This is a genomic window from Actinoplanes rectilineatus, assembly GCF_000962825.1.
GTDB lineage: Bacteria > Actinomycetota > Actinomycetes > Mycobacteriales > Micromonosporaceae > Actinoplanes > Actinoplanes rectilineatus.
The window spans coordinates 36227-57282 of record NZ_JZKF01000009.1; the positions used below are offsets into that span (position 1 = coordinate 36227).

General features: G+C 71.3%; 17 protein-coding genes. 14 read left to right on the forward strand and 3 right to left on the reverse strand.

Going from position 1 to position 21056, the window contains the following annotated elements; all coding sequences use genetic code 11:
* The first annotated feature begins 3 nt into the window (after positions 1–3).
* Positions 4–2067, forward strand: a complete 2064-nt coding sequence (locus WH85_RS09630; protein WP_052720280.1) for an acyltransferase family protein — start codon at positions 4–6, stop codon at positions 2065–2067.
* A 206-nt stretch (positions 2068–2273) separates the two neighbouring features.
* On the opposite strand, the gene WH85_RS09635 is transcribed toward WH85_RS09630, so the two are convergent.
* Positions 2274–4661, reverse strand: a complete 2388-nt coding sequence (locus WH85_RS09635; protein ID WP_045741413.1) for a glycosyltransferase family A protein — start codon at positions 4659–4661, stop codon at positions 2274–2276.
* Positions 4662–4788: 127 nt separating this feature from the next.
* On the opposite strand from WH85_RS09635, the gene WH85_RS09640 reads away from it, so the two are divergent.
* Genes WH85_RS09640 through WH85_RS09660 form a run of 5 tightly spaced genes read left to right on the forward strand, consistent with a single transcriptional unit; the run spans position 4789 to position 10603 of the window.
* The gene (locus WH85_RS09640) at positions 4789–6981 is read left to right on the forward strand and encodes a glycosyltransferase (protein ID WP_045741539.1); all 2193 of its coding nucleotides are present in this window, start codon (positions 4789–4791) and stop codon (positions 6979–6981) included.
* Positions 6982–6983: 2 nt separating this feature from the next.
* A complete protein-coding gene (locus WH85_RS09645) occupies positions 6984–7685 on the forward strand; it encodes a hypothetical protein (RefSeq protein ID WP_045741414.1) in 702 nt (233 codons plus the stop codon).
* A gap of 35 nt (positions 7686–7720) precedes the next feature.
* The gene (locus tag WH85_RS09650; RefSeq protein ID WP_045741415.1) at positions 7721–9277 is read left to right on the forward strand and encodes a hypothetical protein; all 1557 of its coding nucleotides are present in this window, start codon (positions 7721–7723) and stop codon (positions 9275–9277) included.
* Positions 9274–10245: a glycosyltransferase family 2 protein gene (locus tag WH85_RS09655; RefSeq protein ID WP_045741416.1), complete on the forward strand. Its 972-nt coding sequence runs from the start codon at positions 9274–9276 to the stop codon at positions 10243–10245. The genes WH85_RS09650 and WH85_RS09655 overlap by 4 nt, the downstream gene beginning before the upstream one ends.
* A complete protein-coding gene (locus WH85_RS09660) occupies positions 10232–10603 on the forward strand; it encodes a GtrA family protein (protein ID WP_045741417.1) in 372 nt (123 codons plus the stop codon). Before WH85_RS09655 ends, WH85_RS09660 begins: the two co-directional genes overlap by 14 nt.
* A 238-nt stretch (positions 10604–10841) precedes the next feature.
* On the opposite strand, the gene WH85_RS09665 is transcribed toward WH85_RS09660, so the two are convergent.
* Together WH85_RS09665 and WH85_RS09670 are read right to left on the reverse strand one after the other, a co-directional pair.
* Positions 10842–12104 carry a nucleotide sugar dehydrogenase gene (locus WH85_RS09665; RefSeq protein WP_045741418.1) on the reverse strand — a complete coding sequence of 421 codons (1263 nt, stop codon included), beginning with the start codon at positions 12102–12104 and terminating at the stop codon, positions 10842–10844.
* On the reverse strand, positions 12101–13858 hold the full coding sequence (locus WH85_RS09670) for a stealth family protein (protein ID WP_045741419.1): 1758 nt from the start codon (positions 13856–13858) through the stop codon (positions 12101–12103). The genes WH85_RS09665 and WH85_RS09670 overlap by 4 nt, the downstream gene beginning before the upstream one ends.
* Before the next feature lie 211 nt (positions 13859–14069).
* On the opposite strand from WH85_RS09670, the gene WH85_RS09675 reads away from it, so the two are divergent.
* The 8 genes from WH85_RS09675 to WH85_RS09710 all read left to right on the forward strand — a co-directional run bounded on the left by WH85_RS09675 (position 14070) and on the right by WH85_RS09710 (position 21054).
* Positions 14070–14327 carry a hypothetical protein gene (locus tag WH85_RS09675; protein WP_245673874.1) on the forward strand — a complete coding sequence of 86 codons (258 nt, stop codon included), beginning with the start codon at positions 14070–14072 and terminating at the stop codon, positions 14325–14327.
* Between the two features lie 61 nt (positions 14328–14388).
* The gene (gene ffh / locus WH85_RS09680) at positions 14389–15945 is read left to right on the forward strand and encodes a signal recognition particle protein (RefSeq protein ID WP_045741420.1); all 1557 of its coding nucleotides are present in this window, start codon (positions 14389–14391) and stop codon (positions 15943–15945) included.
* A 109-nt stretch (positions 15946–16054) separates the two neighbouring features.
* Positions 16055–16651, forward strand: a complete 597-nt coding sequence (locus WH85_RS09685) for a Uma2 family endonuclease (protein WP_045741421.1) — start codon at positions 16055–16057, stop codon at positions 16649–16651.
* Positions 16652–16700: 49 nt separating this feature from the next.
* A complete protein-coding gene (locus WH85_RS09690) occupies positions 16701–17777 on the forward strand; it encodes an amidohydrolase family protein (protein ID WP_045741422.1) in 1077 nt (358 codons plus the stop codon).
* Positions 17778–17896: 119 nt separating this feature from the next.
* A complete protein-coding gene (gene proS / locus WH85_RS09695) occupies positions 17897–19303 on the forward strand; it encodes a proline--tRNA ligase (RefSeq protein WP_045741423.1) in 1407 nt (468 codons plus the stop codon).
* Positions 19300–19959, forward strand: a complete 660-nt coding sequence (locus tag WH85_RS09700; RefSeq protein ID WP_083448910.1) for a ribonuclease FAU-1 family protein — start codon at positions 19300–19302, stop codon at positions 19957–19959. Before proS ends, WH85_RS09700 begins: the two co-directional genes overlap by 4 nt.
* 359 nt (positions 19960–20318) lie before the next feature.
* Entirely contained in the window at positions 20319–20819 is a 501-nt protein-coding gene (rpsP, locus tag WH85_RS09705) for a 30S ribosomal protein S16 (protein ID WP_045741542.1), read from the forward strand.
* Positions 20797–21054 carry an RNA-binding protein gene (locus WH85_RS09710; protein WP_014447131.1) on the forward strand — a complete coding sequence of 86 codons (258 nt, stop codon included), beginning with the start codon at positions 20797–20799 and terminating at the stop codon, positions 21052–21054. Before rpsP ends, WH85_RS09710 begins: the two co-directional genes overlap by 23 nt.
* Positions 21055–21056 lie beyond the last annotated feature (2 nt).

Consider the following 21056-nt stretch of genomic DNA (forward strand, 5'->3'; position numbering starts at 1 on the left):
TCGATGACCACGACGCTGACCCGCCGCGGCCCCCGCGCCCCGGCGGTCATCGCCGCGCACCGCCCGGCCCACCGCGACGACATCGAGGGCCTGCGGGCCGTCGCGGTGCTCCTGGTGGTGCTGGCCCACGTGGGCGTACCCGGCCTGGCCGGCGGCTATGTCGGCGTCGACGTCTTCTTCGTCGTCTCAGGGTTCCTGATCACCTCGCTGCTGCGGCGCGAGGTGGCCTCCACCGGTCGGCTCCGGCTGGCCCGCTTCTACGCCCGCCGGGCGGTCCGGCTGCTGCCGGTCGCCACCCTGGTGACGCTGGCGACCCTGGCCGGCAGCTGGTTCCTGGCACCGGCGCCCCGGTTCACCGAGCATGCGATGGACGCGCTGGCCGCGGCCACGTACACGATGAATCTGCGTCTTGCCGAGGTCGGCACCGACTATTTCGCCGGCAGCGCGCCCTCGCCGTTCCAGCACTTCTGGTCGCTCGCCGTCGAGGAGCAGTTCTACCTGGTCTGGCCGGTGCTGCTGGTGCTGCTGATGTGGGCCGGCCGGGGACGGCGCCGGGTGGTGGTGCCGGTGCTGCTGGTGCTGGTCTGCGTGTCGTTCTGGTACAGCACCCGGGAGCTGGACCGGGCCGCGTCGTGGGCGTACTTCGGTTCGCTCAGCCGGGCCTGGGAGCTCGGTGCGGGCGCCCTGCTGGCGTTCGGTGCCGGCTCGTCACGGCGTCGCCCGGCGCTGTGCTGGGTGGGTGGCAGCGCGATCCTGGCCGGTGCGGTCTTCTTCGACGGGGCCACCCCGTTCCCCGGTACGGCGGCGTTGCTGCCGGTGCTGGGCACCCTCGCGGTGATCGCGGCCCGGGGCAGCCGGCTGCTGGAGGCCGCGCCGATGCGCTGGCTCGGCCGGATGTCCTACGGCTGGTACCTGTGGCACTGGCCGTTGCTGTTCCTGGCACCGACCGGTCTGGTCGCGCGCTGCCTGCTGGCGCTGGGTGCGCTGCTGCTCGCCTTCCTGAGCCACCACCTGGTGGAGAACCCGGTCCGCTACCTGAAGCCGTTGACCGCGGTGCCGCGCCGGGGCCTGCTGCTCGGTTTCGGGTTGTCCGGCACCGCGGCCGCGGCGGCGGCGTTCGGCCTGCTCTTCCCACCGGTGGTGCCGACCGGCGCGGCGGTGGCCGACGCGCAGCGGATCATCTCGCAGGCCCCGAACCGGGAGCTGGAGCTGCGGCGGCTGGTGACGTCGTCGCTGTCGGCCGGCACGTTGCCGGGCAACCTGACCCCGGCGCTGTCGATGGTCGCCCGGCAGAGCCTGCCCCCGCAGGACGACGGCTGCCACGTCGGGCTGACCGGACCGTTCAAACCCAAGGGCGACTGCGTCTACAGCGATGCGAAGGCCGACCGTACGGTCGTGCTCTTCGGTGACTCGCACGCCCTGCAGTGGTTCCCGGCCCTGGCCGACTCGGCCCAGCGGCGCGGCTGGCGGCTCGAGGTCTACACCCGCAGCGCCTGCAGCCCGGCAGCGGTGGCACTGATCGAACGCCGCACCCAGCGCCGGTACGACGAGTGCGACACCTGGCGCGACCAGATGATCGACCGGATCGGCCGGCTGAAGCCCGACCTGGTCGTCGTCTCGTCCAGCGTGAATTACCGCGACCTGCTCGCCGACGCGCCGGGCGACCCGGACGCGGTGTGGCGCGACGGCTGGAAGAAGACCCTCGGCGAGCTGCGCGACCACGCCGGCGCGGTGGCGGTCATCGGCGACACGCCGTACTTCACCGCCGAGCCGGTCGACTGCCTGACCAGCCGGTCCACCGCGATCGGCAGCTGCGCCGGCGCGGCCCAGCAGGTGGTGATGGAACCCCGCTGGCGGCGGATCCAGCGGTCCACGGCGGTCGGGGCCGGTGCGCTGGTGGTGGACCCGCTGCCGTGGATGTGCAGCTCCGACAGCTGCCCGCTGGTGGTCGGCAACACCCTGGTCTACCGGGACAGCAACCATCTGACCGAGGCGTTCGTGCGCCTGGTCGCGCCGTTGCTGGACAGCCGCCTGCCCTGGGTCGGGCACCGGGACCGGAAGAAGTAGGCGCCCCTGCCGCGGGGACACCGCGGACCGGTGTCTGTGCACCGCACATCGGCGAACACCCGGCCGGGACCTGGTCCCGGCCGGGTGTGCTGTCGTCTCCGTCAGGTCGCCGCTGCGCCGCGTCGGCACGGCGACATCAGGTCGCCGGGGCGGCGCGTCGGCAGGGCGGCGTCAGGTCGCCGGCGCGGCGCGGCGACGCGGCGGCGTCAGGTCGCCGGCTGGAGCAGCGCGGCGATCGCCTCCGCGTACCGGTCGTGGTGGTGGTTGCGCCAGACGAAGTCGACGCCCCGGGCACTCTGCGCCCGCAACGCCCGCGGTTTGCGGTGCAGCCGCTCCACCACCGAGGGCACCTCGTCCGCCGCGCAGTACAGCGCGGACGTGCCGAAGGTGGTCGCGTACCGCATCGGCAGCACCGGAACACACCCGGCGGCCAGCGCGATCAGCAGCTCCGGGCAGGCGGTCACCGCCTCCTCGTCGGACGGCATGTGCAGGTAGAAGTCCAGCTGGTGGAGGAAGCCGCGGGTGTCGACGTCGTCCGGGCCGTACACCAGCCAGCCCCGGCGCGGGTCGGTCACGGTGCCGCTGCGGTCCAGCAGGCGCACGTCCAGGGCCCCGGCGGCCGGCAGGATCTCCCGCAGCCGGGCGAAGGCCGCCGCGTCGCCGGACCAGAGCAGGCCGAGCACCGGGCGGTCGCCGCGCGGACCGGGCCGGTGCAGACGCCACTGCCGCAGGTTCACCGTGCCGGGCAGGTCGGCCTCGGCGAGCCGGTCCCCGAACGGCCCGGTCTCCAGCGCGAACCGCTCGGCGGGACCGGCCGGCGCCCAGGACGGCTCCACCCCGAACAGGCGGCGGGCCTCGGACGCGCAGACACCGGCGGCCCGGGCCCACGCCGGGTCGGCCTCGACCACCACCCGGTCGGCGCGGACCGCCGACGAGTACCCGGGCGGGAAGGCCAGGAGCGCGGGGTCGTTCACCACGATCAGCCGGGCGTGCACCTCGTCGGTGAGCACGATCTGCTCGACCGTGCCGGTGTTCAGCATCTCCTGCAGGGTCCGGTTCAGGGCCGGCGGCTTCCCGGTGACCTTGCCGAGGGCGTCCAGGTGCAGCAGCGCCACCGAACGTCCGGGCTGGGCGTACGCGTGGACCCGCTCGGCGGCCGGCCAGTCGGTGTCGCTGTGCGCGGTCCAGTCGCCGGCCAGCACCGTGTCGTAGACGCGGCGGCGCTCCTTGGCGTCCCCGGCGAGCCGGCGTGGTGCCGCGAAGACCCGGGTGTCCGGGGTGATCGGGCGGAACGCGTCGGCCCGTCCGGCGGCCACGTGCCGGTGCCAGGCCTGGAACGCCGACAGGTACGCGTGCCGCGCCGGATGCATCCAGCCGGCCGCGATGTCGGCGCTGGACAGTGAACCCGGGCTGAGCCGGATCAGGGCGAGCGGCTCGCCACCCAGGTGCCGGACCGCGGGCCGGCCGAAGACGGCACGGGCGCGTTCCACGTACTCGGCGTCGGCGCCCTTGCGGACGGTGTCCAGGTAACCGAGCCGGGCCAGTGCGGCGTCCCGCCGGATCATCAGCGACGACAGGTTGTACGACCGGAACTCCGGGTGCCCCAGCCGGGACACCACCAGGTCCTCGGTGACCCGGACGCCCACCGAGGTGGTCGCGACCAGCGACTCCTCCGCGAGCAGCGGGGCGACCTGCCGTTCCAGGCGCAGCGGGTGCGACCAGTCGTCGGAGTCCTGGAACGTCACGAACTCGCCGGACGCGGCGTTCAGCGCCATGTTGCGGGCCTGGTAGGTGCCGCCGTTGGCGGGCATCCGCAGGATCCGTACCCGGGGGTCCAGTTTGGCCGCCCGGTCCAGCACGACGTCGTACCCCGGACCGGAGCCGTCGTCGACGACGAGGATCTCGTGGTTGGTCCAGCTCTGCGCCACCAGCGACCGGATCGTGGTGAGCAGCGCCGTCCCCGGCCGGTACGTGGTCACGATCGTGGTGATCCGGTGCGGGGAGCCGTTCCGGGCCGCGGTGTTCGAGCGGATCCGGTCGAACCGGCTCGCGTCACCCGTGGTCACGGTCAGTCCCGGCGCCGGCAGCAGCTCGCCGAACCGGGCCGGCCAGTCCTCCTCGGCGGCCAGGTCGACGCCGAGCGCCACCCGGATCGCCTCGGGCACCTCCGGGTAGTCGGCGAGCAGTTTCGCGGTGCGGACCGGCTCGCCCAGGGCGAACGCCAGCTGGGCGTGCACCCCCTGGTGTGCCGGGGCCACGCCGGCCGCGCCGAACGTGCGCAGCAGCGAGTCGAACAGTGCCAGGGCGTCGGTCCGGTCACCGGGGAACAGGTCCTGGCAGGCGATGACCCGGGCCAGCTCGCCGAGCGCCCAGGGGTCGGCGTCCGGGAACAGCCGTCCGTCGTGTGCTCCGCCGACCAGGTCGTCGACCCGGCGGCGGGCGGCCGCGTACCCGAGGACGGTCCGTGCCGCCGCCGACCGGGTGTGCAGGGCGGCCGTGGCCGGTCCCGCCGGCCCGCCCGCCGTCATGGCCCGCCACTGTTGATCCAACAGGTCCGCGCCGTACGCGTCCGGAGTGGTGTGTTGCCTGCGCATGGGGTCCCTGCCGCTAGGTGTCGTCGTCGAGGGGATCAACGTGTCACCGGTCACGTGCGTGACGCCGGGCGAAGGCCGTTCGTTGTTCCCGCGGGACATCGAGGCACCGAGAATCGGAGAACACATCATGACCGCGAACGTCCATGACGTGGCGATCCTCTCGGACTTCCGGTATCCGGGGGGCACCTCGGCCAGCGTGGCCGCCGAGGTGCGCGCGCAGGCCCGGGCCGGGCTGTCCACGGTTCTGGTGCATGTGCGGTCGCCGCACCTCAAGCACGACCGGCCGTTCAACCCGCTGATCACCGACCTGCTGCGCGAGGGCCTGGCGGTGCTGGCCGCGGCCGGTGAGCAGGTCGACGCCCGGCTGCTGCTGATCCGCCAGCCGCGGATCTTCACCGAGGACCTGGCCGTACCGCCCCGGATCCGGGCCGAGCGCACCGTGATGGTGCTCAACCAGGCGCCCGGTGACGCCGCCGACCCGGCCCGCTACTACGACTTCGCGGCGGTCCGGACCCGGTTGGAGGGCTATTTCGGCACCGCGATCGAGTGGGCGCCGATCAGCACCCAGGTCCGCGCCGAGGTGCTGCGGGCCGCGCCGGGCGCACCGCTGGAGGGCACCGACTGGCACGAGATCATCGACGTGGCGGACTGGTGGTCGGAGCGACCGGGGCCCTCCGGTGAGCTGCCGGTGATCGGGCGGCACGGCCGGCCCGACCCGGTGAAGTGGCCGCGGACCACCGAGGAGTTGCTGCAGGCCTATCCGGACGCGCCGGACGTCCGGGTCCGGGTGCTCGGCGGCGGCGAGATCGCGACCGAGCGTCTCGGGCGGACCCCGGTCAACTGGGAGATCGTCGAGTTCGGGACCGAGGCGCCGGGCGACTTCCTCAAGACGATCGACTTCTTCGTCTACTTCCACGACCCGGACCTGGTCGAGGCGTTCGGCCGGACCATCATGGAGGCGATGGCGGCAGGCGTACCGGTGCTGATCGGCGAGCATTTCCGGCCGGTCTTCGGCGACGCCGCGCTCTACACCACCCCGGCCGGGGTGGTGCCGCTGGTCCGGGAGCTGCACGCCGACCCGGAGCGCTACCGCGCGGTCGCGGTCAAGGCGAGGGACCTGGTCGAGCGGCGGTTCGGCTATCCGTCGCACCTGGCCCGGCTGGCGGTCCGTGAGGTACGCCCGCCCGGCGAGCTGGAACTGCTGCGTTCCACCGTGAACCCGACCGACGGCCGGCCCCGCGGGGTGCTGCTGGTCAGCGACAACGGCGTCGGTCTCGGGCACCTGTCCCGGCTGATGGCGATCGGTCGGCGGCTGCCGTCCGACGTGCCCGCGGTGATCGCCACCCAGTCCCACGGGGTGTCGGTGGCGCACCGGGAGGGTTTCCTGACCGAGTACATCCCGTCCCGGTCGGTCCTCGGCCTGCCCCGGCAGCGCTGGACCGCGATGCTGCGCAGCCGTCTGGAGCACCTGGTCGACCTGTACCGGCCGGCCGTCGTGGCGATCGACAGCGTGCCGCACGACGGCATCGTCGAGGCCATCGCCGCCCGCCGGGACGTGACCTGGGTGTGGGTGCGCCGGCCGATGTGGCGGCGCGACACCGGCGCGGAGTGGATCGCCAAGGGCGAGGTGTTCGACGGCATCCTCGAGCCGGGCGAGTTCGCCGAGGCGGCCGACGAGGGCCCGACCGTGCCGGACCGCGGACGGGCGCACGGGGTCGCCCCGATCACCTATCTGGACCGGCACGAGCTGGCCGAGCCGGAGGCGGCCCGGGCCGCGCTCGACCTCGACCCGGAACGCCCGGCCGCGCTGTTGCAGCTCGGCGCGGGCAACATCAACGACATCTCCTCGCCGGCTGCCCGGATCGCCCGGCAGCTGCGCGAGTCGGGATTCCAGGTGGTGCTCGCCGAGTCGGCGATCGCCACCGAGCCGATGCCGCCGGTGCCCGGCGCCCAGGTGGTCAAGGTGTACCCGATCAGCCGCTATCTGCGGGGGTTCGACCTGGTGGTGAGCGCTTCCGGGTACAACTCGTTCCACGAACTGCTGGCCTTCGGGGTGCCGACCGTCTTCGTGCCGAACCGGGAGACCTCGCTGGACGACCAGGTGAGCCGGGCCCGGTTCGCCGCGGCGGCGGGCACCGCGCTGATCGTCGAGGACCCGGACGGCGAGGATCTGGACCGGGTGCTGGCCGAGGCGGTCCGCGAGGACGTCCGTGCCGAGCTGCGGCGCCGGTGCGCCGAGGTGGGGCCGGGTAACGGCGCGTCGGCGGCCGCGGACTGGCTCGTCGAACTGGCCGACCGAACCGTACGAACCGGAGTGTGACCATGTCCGACACGCCCACCCCGCTGCCTCTGCTCGGCGAGGAGCTCGAACCGGCCCGCATGGAGGCCCTCGTGGTCCGGTTGCGGACCGTCGAGCAGGAACGCGACGCGTGGCGGCAGCGCCATGCGGGCGCGGCCGAGGAACGTGACGAGGAACGGGCCATGGTCCGTCAGTTGCGGGGCAGCGGCTCGTACCGTCTGGGCCGGGCGCTGGTGTCGTTCGTCCGTGACCCGTTGCGGTCCTCGCCCCGGCTGTTGCGCCGGCTGGCGAGCCGGGTGCGCCGCCGTAAGGCCAAGTCGCCGCGCAAGACCCGCAAGGCCACCCCGAAGACCCTGCCCACGCATCTGTACGTGGCCCTCGGCCTGGACCTTCCGGCGCTGCGCTCGTTCGTGCTGGCCGTCCAGCAGCGCCTGCTGGTGGAGGCCGACCACCGGGCCGTGGTGCTCACCGACGAGCCGTCGTTCTCGCTGCTCCGCAAGGTGGGGCTGATCATCGAGTACCTGCCGGACCGGCAGTCCTGGCAGCGGCACCGGCCGGCCCGGCCGTGGGACGGGGTGCTCGCCGAGCGGCTGGCCCACCTGTGCCGGGACCACACCGTCGCCCAGGTGATCTTCGTCGATCCTGATCATCCACCGGTATTGGCGGAGCTCCTTCGCAAAACCGACACAACCCCACCGGTGCAGCGGTCGTTGCAGCAGATGTGACCGCTGGAACCGCTACAATCCCTCACCAACCGGACGTGGGCCGGGGGCCGGGAACGCTGGAGAACTCCCCGCGTCCCGGCCGCCGCCTCTGGGCGCACGTCGTCCGCCGCTGCCTGCTGGTGCCGTTCCTGGTGCTGGCGCCGCTGGCCGCCGTGGCGCCCCGCGGAGACCAGCGGTTCAACCTCTACTGGCACGGCGGCCTGTTCCGCGACGACCCGCTGCGGATCATCACGCACACCATCGCGACCACCGAGACCTACCTGCGGCTGGGCAACTTCCGGCCCCTCGGACGGATGACCGAGAAGACGCTCGACCTGCTCGTCTACATCGGCATGCAGCAGCTGCACCTGCCGGCCACCGTCCTGCTGCGCCTGGTGACGCTCGGCGCGGCGATCGCGGTCACGTTCGCCGTGGTGCTGCTCGCCGAGAGCGTGCTGACCCGCGGGCGGATGTTCACCACCGCACCGTCCGTCGTCGCGCTGCTGCTGCCGTACGCGGTCGGCGCCGGTTTCGTCGCAGCCGGCCGCAACAGCACCACCACCCTCTTCGGCGGCCTCTACCTGAGCACCACCGCGCTGGTACTGCTGGTCGCGGTGGCCGCCTGCCGGCTCGCACGGATGCGGTGGTGGCACGCGGTGTTCGCGGTCACCGCCGGCGGCGCGCTGGCGGTCTACAACGAGCCCGCCTACTTCGCCGTGCCGCTGGCCACCGCGGCGGTGCTGCTGCGCAACCGGTTCGTCCTCGGACAAGGGGCGCGGGAACTGCTGCGCTCGCCGGGCGTACGGTTCGCCGCCCTGCTCTGGGCCGGGTTCCTGCCGGTCTTCGGGACCGTCCGGTGGGTGATCCGCGGGTACTGCGCCGACGGAGGTTGCTATCACGGTTCGGACATGGTGGTGGACCCGGACAGCCTGCTGGTGCTGCCGGTCCGGATGCTCGCCTGGACCCCGCCGATGTCCTGGCCGGCAGCGACCGAGCGGGCCGGTGCGAGCTGGCCGTGGGGCATCCTGCCGGTGGTGGCGCTCCTGGTGCTGGCGGTGCTCGCGTTGCGTACCCTCAAGATCTCGCCGGAGGCGGACCGCCCGGCCGGACGTGCCCTGGCAGGTCTCGCCCTCACCGCCCTGGTTCTGTTGACCTTCGGGGCGCTGCCCGCGGCACTCAGCGTCGAGATCCACACCTACTACCCCGGACCGGCCCTCTGGCAGCAGGGCTGGCGCGACTCGGCGGTCACCGCCCCCGCCGGCATGCTGCTCGTCGCGACCCTGCTGGCGTTCGCCGCCCGCACCGGACGACGCTCCGCCGGCCTCGTCCTGGCCGTCCTCGTGCTCGCCGCCACCGGAACCGTCGCCGCCAACCGGGCCTACGCCGACGCCGCGGCCGGCTGGGAGGCGTCCCAGCTGGACAACCGGATCGCCCTGGCGCTGGGCGCCTTCGAACGCGGCCGGGCCGGCGACGCACGGCGCTGCGCACTGCTCGACGAGGCCCTGCGCAGCCAGCAGGACCAGCCCTCCAAACAGCAGAGATACACCGATTCGCTGAACACCGCCGCCGAGGACCTCGCCGGTGTCCCGTTCTGCCGGGGGAACACGCCATGACCGACCCGCTGATCTCCGTCGTCGCACCGATCTACGACGAGGGGCCGGGCGTCGAACAGTTCGTCGCCCGGATCGCCGAAGTCCTCGAACCGGCCGGCCTGCGCTACGAGGTGGTCCTGATCGACGACGGCTCCACCGACGACTCCTGGTCCCGGATCGTCGGACAGGCGCAGGCCGACCCGCGGGTCCGCGGGCTCCGGCTGTCGCGCAACTTCGGCAAGGAGTCCGCCCTGCTGGCCGGGCTCGAGGCCGCCTCCGGCGATGCCGTCGTGGTGATCGACTCCGACCTGCAGCACCCGCCGTCCGCCATCCCGGCCATGGTCCGCCGGTGGCAGGACGGCGCCCACGTCGTCGAAGCGGTCAAACGCAACCGGACCGGCCAGTCGATCGGCAACCGGCTCAGCTCCCGCCTGTTCAACAAGGCGTTCACCGGCCTCACCCGGGTCGACCTGGTCGACGCCACCGACTTCCGGCTCCTCAGCCGGGCCGCCCTGGACGCGCTGCACCGGATGCCGGAACACTCGTCGTTCTTCCGCGGCACCAGCAGCTGGATCGGCTTCACCCGGGCGACCGTCGAGGTGGACATCGACCACCGGGCGGGCGGGGCGTCCCGGTGGACGCTGCGGGCGCTGTTCCGGCTGGCCGTCAACGGGCTGACGTCGTTCACCTCCGCGCCGCTGCACCTGGTCACCCTCGCCGGACTGGCGTTCGCGGTGTTCTCGGTGCTGCTCGGGGCGCAGACCGTGGTCCGGTGGGTCAGCGGGCACTCGGTCGCCGGCTTCACCACGGTCATCCTGCTGCTGCTGGTCACCGGCACGTTCGTGCTGATCGGACTGGGCGTGATCGGCGAATACCTGGCGCGCATCCACGAGGAGGTGCGCGGCCGTCCCCGCTATCTGATCGAGGAACGGACCGTCCGGGACGCGATCCCCGAACAGTGGGTGGTCGAGCAGCGTGCCGAGCGTTGAGCGCCTTCTGCGGTACGGGGTGAGCGGCGGACTCAGCGCCGTGACCCATCTCGGCGTGGGCTGGGGCGGCCATCACCTCGGGCTGCCCCCGGTCCCGGCGTCGACGATCGGATTCCTGGCCAGCATCGTGGTGTCCTACACGCTGCAGCGCACCTGGGTGTTCCGCTCGGGCGCCGGCCACCTGTCGGCCGGCCCCCGGTTCCTGGCCGTGACGGCGGCGGCGTTCAGCCTCAACACGGTCGTGCTGTGGGTGGGCGCCGACCTGCTGCACGGTCCCTATCCGCTGGTTCAGGCGGTCGCGCTGGTCCTCATCCCGGCGCTGAACTACGTCCTCAACTCCCGCTGGACTTTCGCCTGACCCCTCAGGCGTGTTGAGTTCGGGCGCCGTGGACGCCCAAAGTCACCACGCCTTTCGGGGTGTGTTGAGTTGGGGTGCTGTGGGCGCCGAAAGTCAGCACGCCTTTCGGGGTGTGTTGAGTTGGGGTGCTGTGGGCGCCGAAAGTCAGCACGCCTTTCGGGGTGTGTTGAGTTCGGGCGCCGTGGACGCCGAAAGTCACCACACTCCGAGAGGTGTGGTGACTTTCGGGAGGCGGCGTTCAGAGGCGGTGGGCCTCCGGGGCGGCCGTCACACCGCGGGTGTCGAAGAAGCGCTTCGCCAGCTTCGCGAGGTTCTCCGCGTCGTACTCGCGGTGGTTCTGTACCAGGATGACCAGGTCGGCCGAGGTGACCGCGCCCTCCAGATCCTCGGTACGCGACACCGGCACCCCACCCACGTTCCAGGTCGTCACGTGCGGGTCGTGATAGGCGACCGTCGCGCCCAGCCCGGCCAGCTGACGGGCCAGCGGGGTGGCCGGCGACTCACGCTGGTCGGCGATGTTCGGCTTGTACGTGACACCCAGCAGCAGGATCGTCGCGCCCCGGACGGCCTGCCCGTCCGCGTTCAGCAGGTTCTGGGCGCGGCGGGCCACATAGGCCGGCATCGTCGCGTTGATCTCCTGGGCCAGCTCGACGAACCGGAACGGGTAACCCAGCTTGCTGCGGACATTATGCGAAAGGTAGTTCGGGTCGATCGGGATGCAGTGGCCGCCGACGCCCGGTCCCGGGTAGAACGCCTGGAACCCGAACGGCTTCGTGGACGCCGCGTGGATCACATCCCAGAGGTCGATGTCCAGCTCGTGGCAGAACCGGGCCATCTCGTTGACCAGGGCGATGTTGACGTGCCGGTACGTGTTCTCCAGCAGTTTCGCGGTCTCCGCCTCCCGGGTGCCCCGGGTCCGGACCACCGTCTCGACGAATCGGCCGTAGAAGTCCGCGGCCGCGTCGGTGCACGACGTGGTGTAGCCGCCGACCACTTTCGGGGTGTTGTGCGCGCCGAACGTCTCGTTGCCCGGGTCGATCCGTTCCGGGGAGAACGCCAGGTGGAAGTCGATGCCCGCGGTCAGGCCGGAGAACTTCTCCAGCAGCGGGCGTACCTCCTCGTCGGTGGTGCCCGGGTAGGTGGTCGATTCCAGCACCACCAGCATGCCGGGGCGCAGGTTGCGCCCGACCGCCGCCGAGGCGCCGAGGACGGCCCGCAGGTCCGGTCCGTCGCCCTCGGACAGCGGCGTCGGCACGCAGATCACCGCGGCGGCGGCCTCCGCGATCAGGGTCTCGTCGCTGGTCGGCCGGAAACCGCCGTCGAGCATCGCCCGGATGTCCGCGTCGTCCAGGTCGTCCACGTGCGAGCGTCCCTCGGCCAGCCCGCGCACCACGGTCTCGTTCACGTCGAAGCCGAGCACCGACATGCCGGACCGGATCGCCTGCTGCGCGAGCGGCAACCCGACGTATCCGAGTCCGAGGATGACAACGTCGTAGCTCACGAGCTCTCCTTCATAGGCATGGGGCGTTTCGGAGGTAGGGACTGTCGTGGGGCGGTGGCCGTCCGGGTCGCCGCCGCCAGTGAGGTGGTGCCGGGACGCGGATGGCTCAGTTCGAACGGCGACACGAACGGCAGGTACGCCGGCAGGAACTCGGCGACCAGGGCCTCCTGGTCGGCGACCGCGGCGCCGGCCACGTCCACGTCGTTGAGGCAGAAGGCGTCCACGTTGCGCCCGCGCAGCAGCCGGGCCAGCCGGAACGGGGTCTGCGGCTCGGCCAGGTCGGTGTAGAGGTACCGGATCCGGCCCGGCGCGGCCCGGCCGGTCAGGTACGCGTAGTACTGCTGCAGCGACGAGAGCAGCGAGATGTCGTCCGGGTGCCGGAACTGGTGCTCCGCCGTCTCGGCGACCTGCGCGGTGAATCGCTTCTCGATCTCGTCGATGACACTGCGCCGCGACGGGTGCGGGGTGTGCATCATCTTGCGGGTCAGCACCCGCCCGAACGCCTCCTCGATGAGGCGCCGGTTGTTCTTGGCGGCCGAGTCGGCGGGCCGGTCGCCGGGACCGCGCGGGGCGGTGTCCACCTGCTGCGTGGACGGGAAGAACTTGGTCAGCCCGCCCGGGGTGAAGAACAGGTCCGGGGTGACCGGGCGGCCCAGGATCACGTCGTCGTTGAGGTACAGGAAGTGCTCGGCCAGGCCCGGGATCCGGTGCAGGCGGGACTCGATCGCCTGCGAGTTGAAGGTGGGCAGCACCCCGGTGTCCCCGAAGACCTCCCGGTGGCCGACCAGGGTGAGCTTCGGATGCGACAGGTCGAGCCAGCCCGGCACCTGGTCGTCGGTGACCAGGAAGATCCGGCGTACCCACGGGGCGAAGCAGTGCAGGGCGCGCATCGAGTACCGCAGTTCGTCGCGGCTGGCGTACCGGGAGTCGTTGGCGGCCTGCCCGTTGATCTCGCCGACCCAGCTGTTCTCGGCCAGCGCCCGGCTCTTGCGCCGTTGCCAGGCCTCGTCGCCGCCGTCGACCCAGGTGTAGACCACGTCGATCGGGAAGTCGATGCGGTCCGGGTCGACACCGGTGAAGGCCGGCCGGGTGCGGTAGCCGGTGCTGTCGCCGGGCGAGCTGAACGGCCCGAAAACCGTCTCCGGGGCGATCACGGGCGGTTCATCGGCGGGCACCGAGTCGGCGAGCGGGTTGCGGCGTGGCGCGTGCAGGCGGCCGTCGGCGCCGCCGGTCCAGAACTCGACCTCGCAGGCGTGTTCGGCGCCGAGCACCAGGTTGCCGCCGGGATCGGTGACCGGCCAGCAGACGGCTGCGGTCTTCGGGCCGGGGGTGAACCGGCCGGAGTCTTCGGCGGCCAGTTCCCGGAGCAGCCGCAGGACCCGGTCGCGGTCGCTTGCGGGCACCGCGACGGCGGTGCGCAGCGGGTCGGGTGCGGGCACCCGGAACCAGTCGACGTCGGCCAGGTCGAGGGCACGGACGACCCGGTCCAGGTTGTGCCGGCGGGCGCCGGCCGGGCAGGCGTCGGCCGCGACCCGGGCGATCACCCACCCGTCGCCGGTCCGGACCCGGAGGGTGCCGGGCCGGGTGCGCCGCCTGCGCCCGGGGACCGGTGCCGGTCCGAGCGGCATGAGGGTACGCGCAAAGCCGAGTCGCCGCTCCGGGGCGATCCGGGGGAGGAGCCGTGTCTCGGCAGCCTCGAAGATCCGTCGCCGGACCGACCAGGGAGTCAGCCGCAGGATCTGTCGCAGGGTCACACCCGTCGTCCTTTCGCCGCACGTCCGGACCCCTTAACGGCCGGACTGAGACGGAAGTTGCGCTCTATATCAGGAGTTGCACCTGTTACCTGCGGTATACGCCTTTCGTGAGCATCCGGGGCCTTGTTCGGAAGTGCTCACCCTTAGGGGAACGCTTCAGGGGTACGGCCGATGCGGGTGCTTGCTCCGGGGCGGCATGGTGGAGGAGAGCGTGCAGCGACGACGGCGGGAGGCCGTGATGGGCAAGGCACTGGCGTTTCTGGCAGCGGTGGTCGCCGGAGTGATCGTGGTCGGCTGGGTGGTCAGCTCGCTGCTCGGCGGCTTCCTCTACTACCTGATCGTGGGCGCCCTCGTGGTCGGCGGCGGCCTCTGGCTCTACGGCCGGATCAAGGGTGAGCTGGCGCCCGGCACCCGCACTCAGCGGCGGATCGAGGCGGCCGCCAAGACGTACCGCATGCGGATCCGGTGAGCTTCGTCAGCTACGGCTAGGCTTGCGGAGACGGGATTTACGACCAAGGGGAAGCCGCACCGTGTTTGACACCTTGAGTGACCGCCTCTCCGGGATCTTCACCAAGCTCCGCGGCAAGGGCAAACTGACCGACGCCGACATCGACGCCACCGCGCGCGAGATCCGTCTCGCCCTGCTCGAGGCCGACGTGGCGCTGCCGGTGGTCAAGGCGTTCATCGCCAGCCTCAAGGAGCGGGCGCGCGGCGCCGAGGTCTCCCAGGCGCTCAACCCGGCCCAGCAGATCATCAAGATCGTCCATGAGGAGCTCATCACCATCCTCGGTGGTGAGAGCCGGCGCCTGCAGTTCGCCAAGCAGCCGCCCACTGTGATCATGCTGGCCGGCCTCCAGGGCGCCGGCAAGACGACACTGGCCGGCAAGCTCTCCCGCTGGCTCAAGAACCAGGGCCACCAGCCGCTGCTGGTCGCCGCCGACCTCCAGCGGCCGAACGCGGTCAACCAGCTGCAGGTGGTGGGCGCCCGGGCCGGCGTCGAGGTCTACGCCCCCGAGCCGGGCAGCGGCGTCGGCGACCCGGTCAAGGTCGCGAAAGACTCGATCGAGGTCGCGCGGCGCACCGCCAAGGACATCGTCATCGTCGACACCGCCGGCCGCCTCGGCATCGACGCCGAGATGATGCAGCAGGCCGCCGACATCCGCGCCGCCGTCAACCCCGACGAGGTCGTCTTCGTCATCGACGCGATGGTCGGCCAGGACGCGGTGCAGACCGCCGAGGCGTTCCGCGACGGCGTCGGCATCACCGGTGTGGTCCTCTCCAAGCTCGACGGTGACGCCCGCGGTGGCGCGGCCCTCTCCGTCCGGCACGTCACCGGCCAGCCCATCCTGTTCGCCTCCACCGGTGAGAAACTCGAGGACTTCGACGTCTTCCACCCGGACCGGATGGCCAGCCGGATCCTCGGCATGGGTGACGTGCTGACCCTCATCGAGCAGGCCGAGCAGGCCTTCGACGAGGATCAGAAGGAGAAGATGACCAGCAAGCTGCTCGGTGGCGAGCAGTTCACGCTGGAGGACTTCCTCGACCAGCTGATCGCGGTCCGCCGGATGGGCCCGATCGCCAACATCCTCGGCATGATGCCCGGCATGGGCCAGCTCAAGGGCCAGCTGGACGAGCTCGACGACAGCCACTTCGACCGGGTCACCGCGATCATCCGCTCGATGACCCCGACCGAACGCACCAACCCGAAGATCATCAACGCCTCCCGCCGGCTGCGCATCGCCAACGGCTCCGGCGTCACGGTGATGGACGTCAACCAGCTGCTCAACCGCTTCGCCGACGCGCAGAAGATGATGAAGCAGATGAGCGGCATGATGGGCCTGCCGGGCGGCCGCCGCAGCGCCACCAAGAGCCAGAAGAACAAGCGCAAGGGCACCAAGGGCGGCAACCGTCCCCGCGTCGGCCGCGCTCCCGGTGGGATGCCGGGCGGGTTCCCGGGCGGCATGCCGCAGCTGCCGCCGGGGCTGGACCCGAGCGCGCTGGCCGGTGGACAGGGCATGCCGCCGGGCTTCAAGCTGCCCAAGCTCGACTTCAACAAGCTGAGCAAGCCGCCGAAGGACGACAAGTAGCCACTGCGCAATCCCGCGGGAGAGCGGCAAGCAGTCACTGACGAGTGAAGACGGTTGAGGTCGTTGTCATGGTTCAGGGAGTCTCATGACACCCCCCAAGGAGGAACCCATGACTGCGGCCCTCAACCTGACCTCGTCCGAGTTGCAGGACAAAGAAGACTGGACCGTCGACGACCTGGCGAGCCTTCCGAAGGGCCTCCGCTACGAGCTCGTCGACGGAAGGCTGATCTCGCCATCCCCTACAGCCCTTCACCAGGAGTTCTGTTTAGAACTCGTCCTCATGTTGCGAGCCGGTGAGTGTCCACCGGATCACCGGCCGATCTTCGACATGTCAATCGAGATCAACCGGAGCAATGAACCCCGTCCCGATGTGGTGGTGATCGAAAAGCGTTACGCCACACGGTCACCGGTGCCGGTCGCCGGCGCGCTGCTCGTCGTCGAGGTGGTCTCGCCGACCTCACACTTCCGGGACATGCACGCCAAGACGAAGGTCTACGCGGCGGCGAAGGTCGAGGCCTACTGGGTCATCGACCCGGCCTTCGAGAAGGGCGTCGCGTTGACCGAGTTCCGGCTCGATGACAGCGGCGTCTATGAGGTGATCACCAATACCGACAAGGTGTTCACGACGGACGTGCCCTACCCGGTGACGATCGATCTTCCGGCGTTGACCGCCCTGCGTGACGAGCTGCGCGCGGCCGCGGACTGAGGGCCGGGGCCCGAAACCGATCCGGATCCGGATCCGGTAGGACTTACTCATGGCTTTGCATGTGCGTGGGGCGGTTCTGCCGGACGGGGACGTCCGGGATCTGTGGCTGGTGGGGGACCGGGTCACCTATGAGCCGGTCGGCGGGGCCGAGACGGTCAGTGACGGTGGGTTCATCCTGCCGGGGCTGGTCGACGCGCACTGTCATCTGGGGATCGCGTACGGGGCCAAGCCGATCCAGAGCGTCGACGACGCCCGGGAGCTGGCCATGATCGACCGGGACGCGGGTGTTCTGGCGTTGCGGGACGCCGGGTCGCCGTACCCCTATCCGGAGCTTGACGACGAACCGGGCGTGCCGCGCCTGGCCCGGGCCGGGCGGCATGTGGCCGCGCCTCGGCGGTACCTGCGGGACATCGGTGTCGAGGTGGAGCCGGAGGACGTCGCGGCGGCCGTCACCGAGCAGGCGAAGGCCGGGACCGGCTGGGTGAAGCTGGTCGGGGACTGGATCGACCGGGGTGTCGGTGACCTGGCGCCGAGCTGGGACGCGGCGACGATGGCCCGCGCGGTGGAGGCGGCGCACGCGGCCGGGGCGCGGGCGGCGGTGCACACGTTCTCCGAGGAGGGCGTGGAGATCATGGTGCGGGCCGGGGTGGATTCGGTGGAGCACGGCACCGGGCTGACGGTGGACCTGGTCGACGAGATGGCACGGCGCGGCACCGCGCTGGTCCCCACGATGATCAACATCCGGACGTTCGGGAAGATCGCCGATCAGGCCCGGGAGAAGTTCGCGGGGTACGCCGACCACATGATCGCCCTGCGGGACCGTTTCCCGTCCGTGGTGATGGCCGCCTACGAGGCCGGTGTCCCGATCTACGTGGGCACCGACGCGGGCGGCGGCATCCGGCACGGGCTGGCCGCCGAGGAGATGCTCCACCTGCACGAGGCCGGGATCCCGGCGGTGGACGTGCTGGCCGCGGCGTCGTGGCGGGCCCGGGATTGGCTGGGCTTCCCGGGACTGGTCGAGGGCGGGCCGGCCGACCTGGTCGTCTACGACGAGGACCCGCGCGTGGACCTACGGGTGGTGCGGGCTCCCCGCCGCATCATCCTGCGGGGAGCCGTCGTCCGTTAGCCCGCACCGGCCGGAGATCGCGGGCAGTGTCCCGAGGGCGATCTCCCGTCGTCGTCGAAGGGGGACACGGGACGACCACCCGGCGGGTTGCATGTGGCGCGCGACTAAGATGCTGCCTCATGGCTCGTGTGCTCACTCCCCGCGCGGAGGACTTCCCCCGGTGGTACCAGGACCTGATCGCCAAGGCTCAGCTCGCTGACAACGGCCCGGTCCGGGGGACGATGGTCATCCGCCCGGTCGGCTACGCCATCTGGGAGCGCATGCAGGCCGACATGGACCTGCGGATCAAGGAAGCCGGCGTCCAGAACGCGTACTTCCCGCTGTTCATCCCGGAGAACTACCTGCGCCGCGAGGCCGATCACGTCGAGGGCTTCTCACCGGAGCTGGCCGTGGTCACCCACGCCGGTGGCAAGGAGCTCGCCGAGCCGCTGGTGGTGCGTCCCACCAGCGAGACGGTGATCGGTGAGTTCATGGCCAAGTGGGTGGATTCCTACCGTGACCTGCCTCTGCTGCTCAACCAGTGGGCGAACGTGGTCCGGTGGGAGCTGCGCCCGCGCACGTTCCTGCGCACCACCGAGTTCCTCTGGCAGGAGGGGCACACCGCGCACGCGACCGAGCAGGACGCGCGTGACCACGCCCGGGACATCCACAAGAACGTCTACGAGAAGTTCATGACCGACGTGCTGGCCATCCCGGTCGTGCCCGGTCGCAAGACGAAGAGCGAGCGGTTCGCCGGCGCGACGAACACGATGACCGTCGAGGCCATGATGCGCGACGGCAAGGCGCTGCAGATGGGCACCTCGCACGAGCTGGGGCAGAACTTCGCGAAGGCTTTCGACATCACCTACTCGTCGGCGGAGCGCACGGTCGAGCACGCCTGGACCACGTCCTGGGGCACCTCGACCCGGATGCTCGGCGGCCTGATCATGGTGCACGGCGACGACAACGGTCTGCGGGTTCCGCCCCGGCTGGCGCCGGTGCAGGTGCAGATCATGGTGGTCAAGGCCGGCGAGGGCGTCACCGAGGCGGCGGTCAAGCTCCGTGACGAGCTCAAGGCCGCCGGGGTACGCGTAAAGCTGGACGACCGTGCCGACATTCCGTTCGGCCGTCGCGCTGTCGACGCGGAGCTTCAGGGGATCCCGATCCGGGTCGAGGTCGGTCCCCGCGACCTGGCCACCGGAAACGTGGTGGTGGCCCGCCGGATCACCGGCACCAAGACCCCGGTCGCGCTGGCCGAGGTCGCCGCGATGGTGGACGCCTCGCTGGCGGCCGACCAGCAGCTGCTCTTCGACGACGCGCTGGCGTTCCGGGTCGAGCACACCGTCGACGTGAAGACGCTCGACGAGGCGATCGAGGCGTCGGCGACCGGCTGGGCCCGCGTGCCGTGGTCCGCGGTCGGCGACGAGGGCGAGAAGACGGCGAACGGCAAGGCCGTGACGGTCCGGTGCCTGACCCGCGAGGACGGCTCGATGCCGGAGTCGGACGAGGAGCCGGGCCTGATCGCCTACCTGGGCCGGTCCTACTGAGCACCCGGTTCGCGCCGGGTCGCCTGATCCTGCACCGCGACACCCATCTCGGCCGGATCGCCTTCGTGCATCCGGCCCGGGTGGTGTCCGACGACGACCGCGGGCTGCTGGTCTGGCTGGCGGCCGACTCGGTGATCGCGGTGGAGCGGGCGCTCGACGGGCGCGGGCCGCGGGACATGCCGTTCGCCGAGTGGTCGGCGGTCGGGCATGAGCCGCGGCTGACGACCTGGCGGGGCCCGGGGCTGTTGCGTTTCTTCCCGGTCGGCGCCGGCCACTCGGTCTGGTTCTTCCGGACGGCCGAGGGCGTCTTCCGGGAGTACTACGTGAACCTGGAGGAGCCGGCGGTCCGCTGGGACGACGGTGACGTGATCGGTTTCGACGTGATCGACCAGGACCTGGACATCGTCGGGCACTCCGACGGCACCTGGGAGTGGAAGGACGAGGACGAGTTCGCCGAGCGTCTCGCCCTGCCCGAGCACTACTGGGTGCCGGACGAGGCCGCCGTCTGGGCCGAGGGCCGCAGCGTGATCAAAAAGATCGAGGCGCACGAGTTCCCCTTCGACGGCACCTGGACCGACTTCCAGCCCGACCCCTCCTGGACCACGATCACCGAGTTGCCGCCGGGCTGGGACCGCCCGGTCGTGGCGCGGCACTGAGGTTTTGATCTTCACCACTCACGCAGAATGAAGGGCCAGGGCCGCCGTCAGGTGGGCCCCGGCCCGGCCTCGGCGGGAGGCGACGCCATCCGACCGCCCCGCCCACCACCCAAAAGCGGAAGAAAACCTCCCCATGCACCCGGATGCGACATAGATCTTCTGTTTTTGATCTTTGATGGGTATGTGAGCGGGCCGATTGCCCATACCTGCTTGCCGTCTGGCAGAATGGCTAGCTGGTATCCGGCATTTTCGAGGCGCCCTCTAACCCCTCGACATCGCCAATCCACGAGACATCGGTCCCGCATCCCCACGTGGGTTCCGGTCGGCTCACCCACGCAGTCACCAGGAGCGAATACACCGTGGCCGTTAAGATCCGGCTCCTGCGGATGGGCAAGATCCGCAACCCGCAGTACCGCATCGTCATCGCCGACTCGCGCACCAAGCGCGACGGTCGTGCCATCGAGTACGTCGGCATCTACCAGCCGAAGGAACACCCCTCGGTCATCGAGGTCAAGTCCGAGCGCGTGCAGTACTGGCTCTCCGTCGGCGCGCAGCCGTCCGAGGCCGTGCAGCGCATCCTGGAGAAGACCGGCGACTGGCAGCAGTTCAAGGGCCTGCCGGCCCCGCCGCCGCTGCTGGTTGCGCCGAGCAAGCAGAACAAGACCGAGGTCTACGAGGCCGAGGCCAAGGCCGCTGCGGGCATCGCCGACACCAAGCCGGCCACCCCGAAGAAGGGCGCCAAGGCCGAGAAGGCTGAGAAGCCCGCCGAGTCGAAGCCCGCCGAGGCTGCTGAGCCGACCCGCGAGGCTGTCGCCGAGACGGCAGAGGACCCGGCCGGTGCCGGCGCCGACGCGAGCTGACGGGGCGCTCCGGCCCGCGCTGGAGCACCTCGTCAAGGGGATCGTCGACAACCCGGACGACGTCCGGGTTCGTCTGGTCGACTCGCGCCGCGGCAAGCGGCTCGAGGTTCGTGTGCACCCGGAGGACCTGGGAACGGTCATCGGGCGCGGCGGACGCACGGCCAAGGCCCTGCGCCAGGTGATCGGTTCGATCGGCGGGCGTGGCATCCGGGTCGACATCGTCGACGCCTACTGATG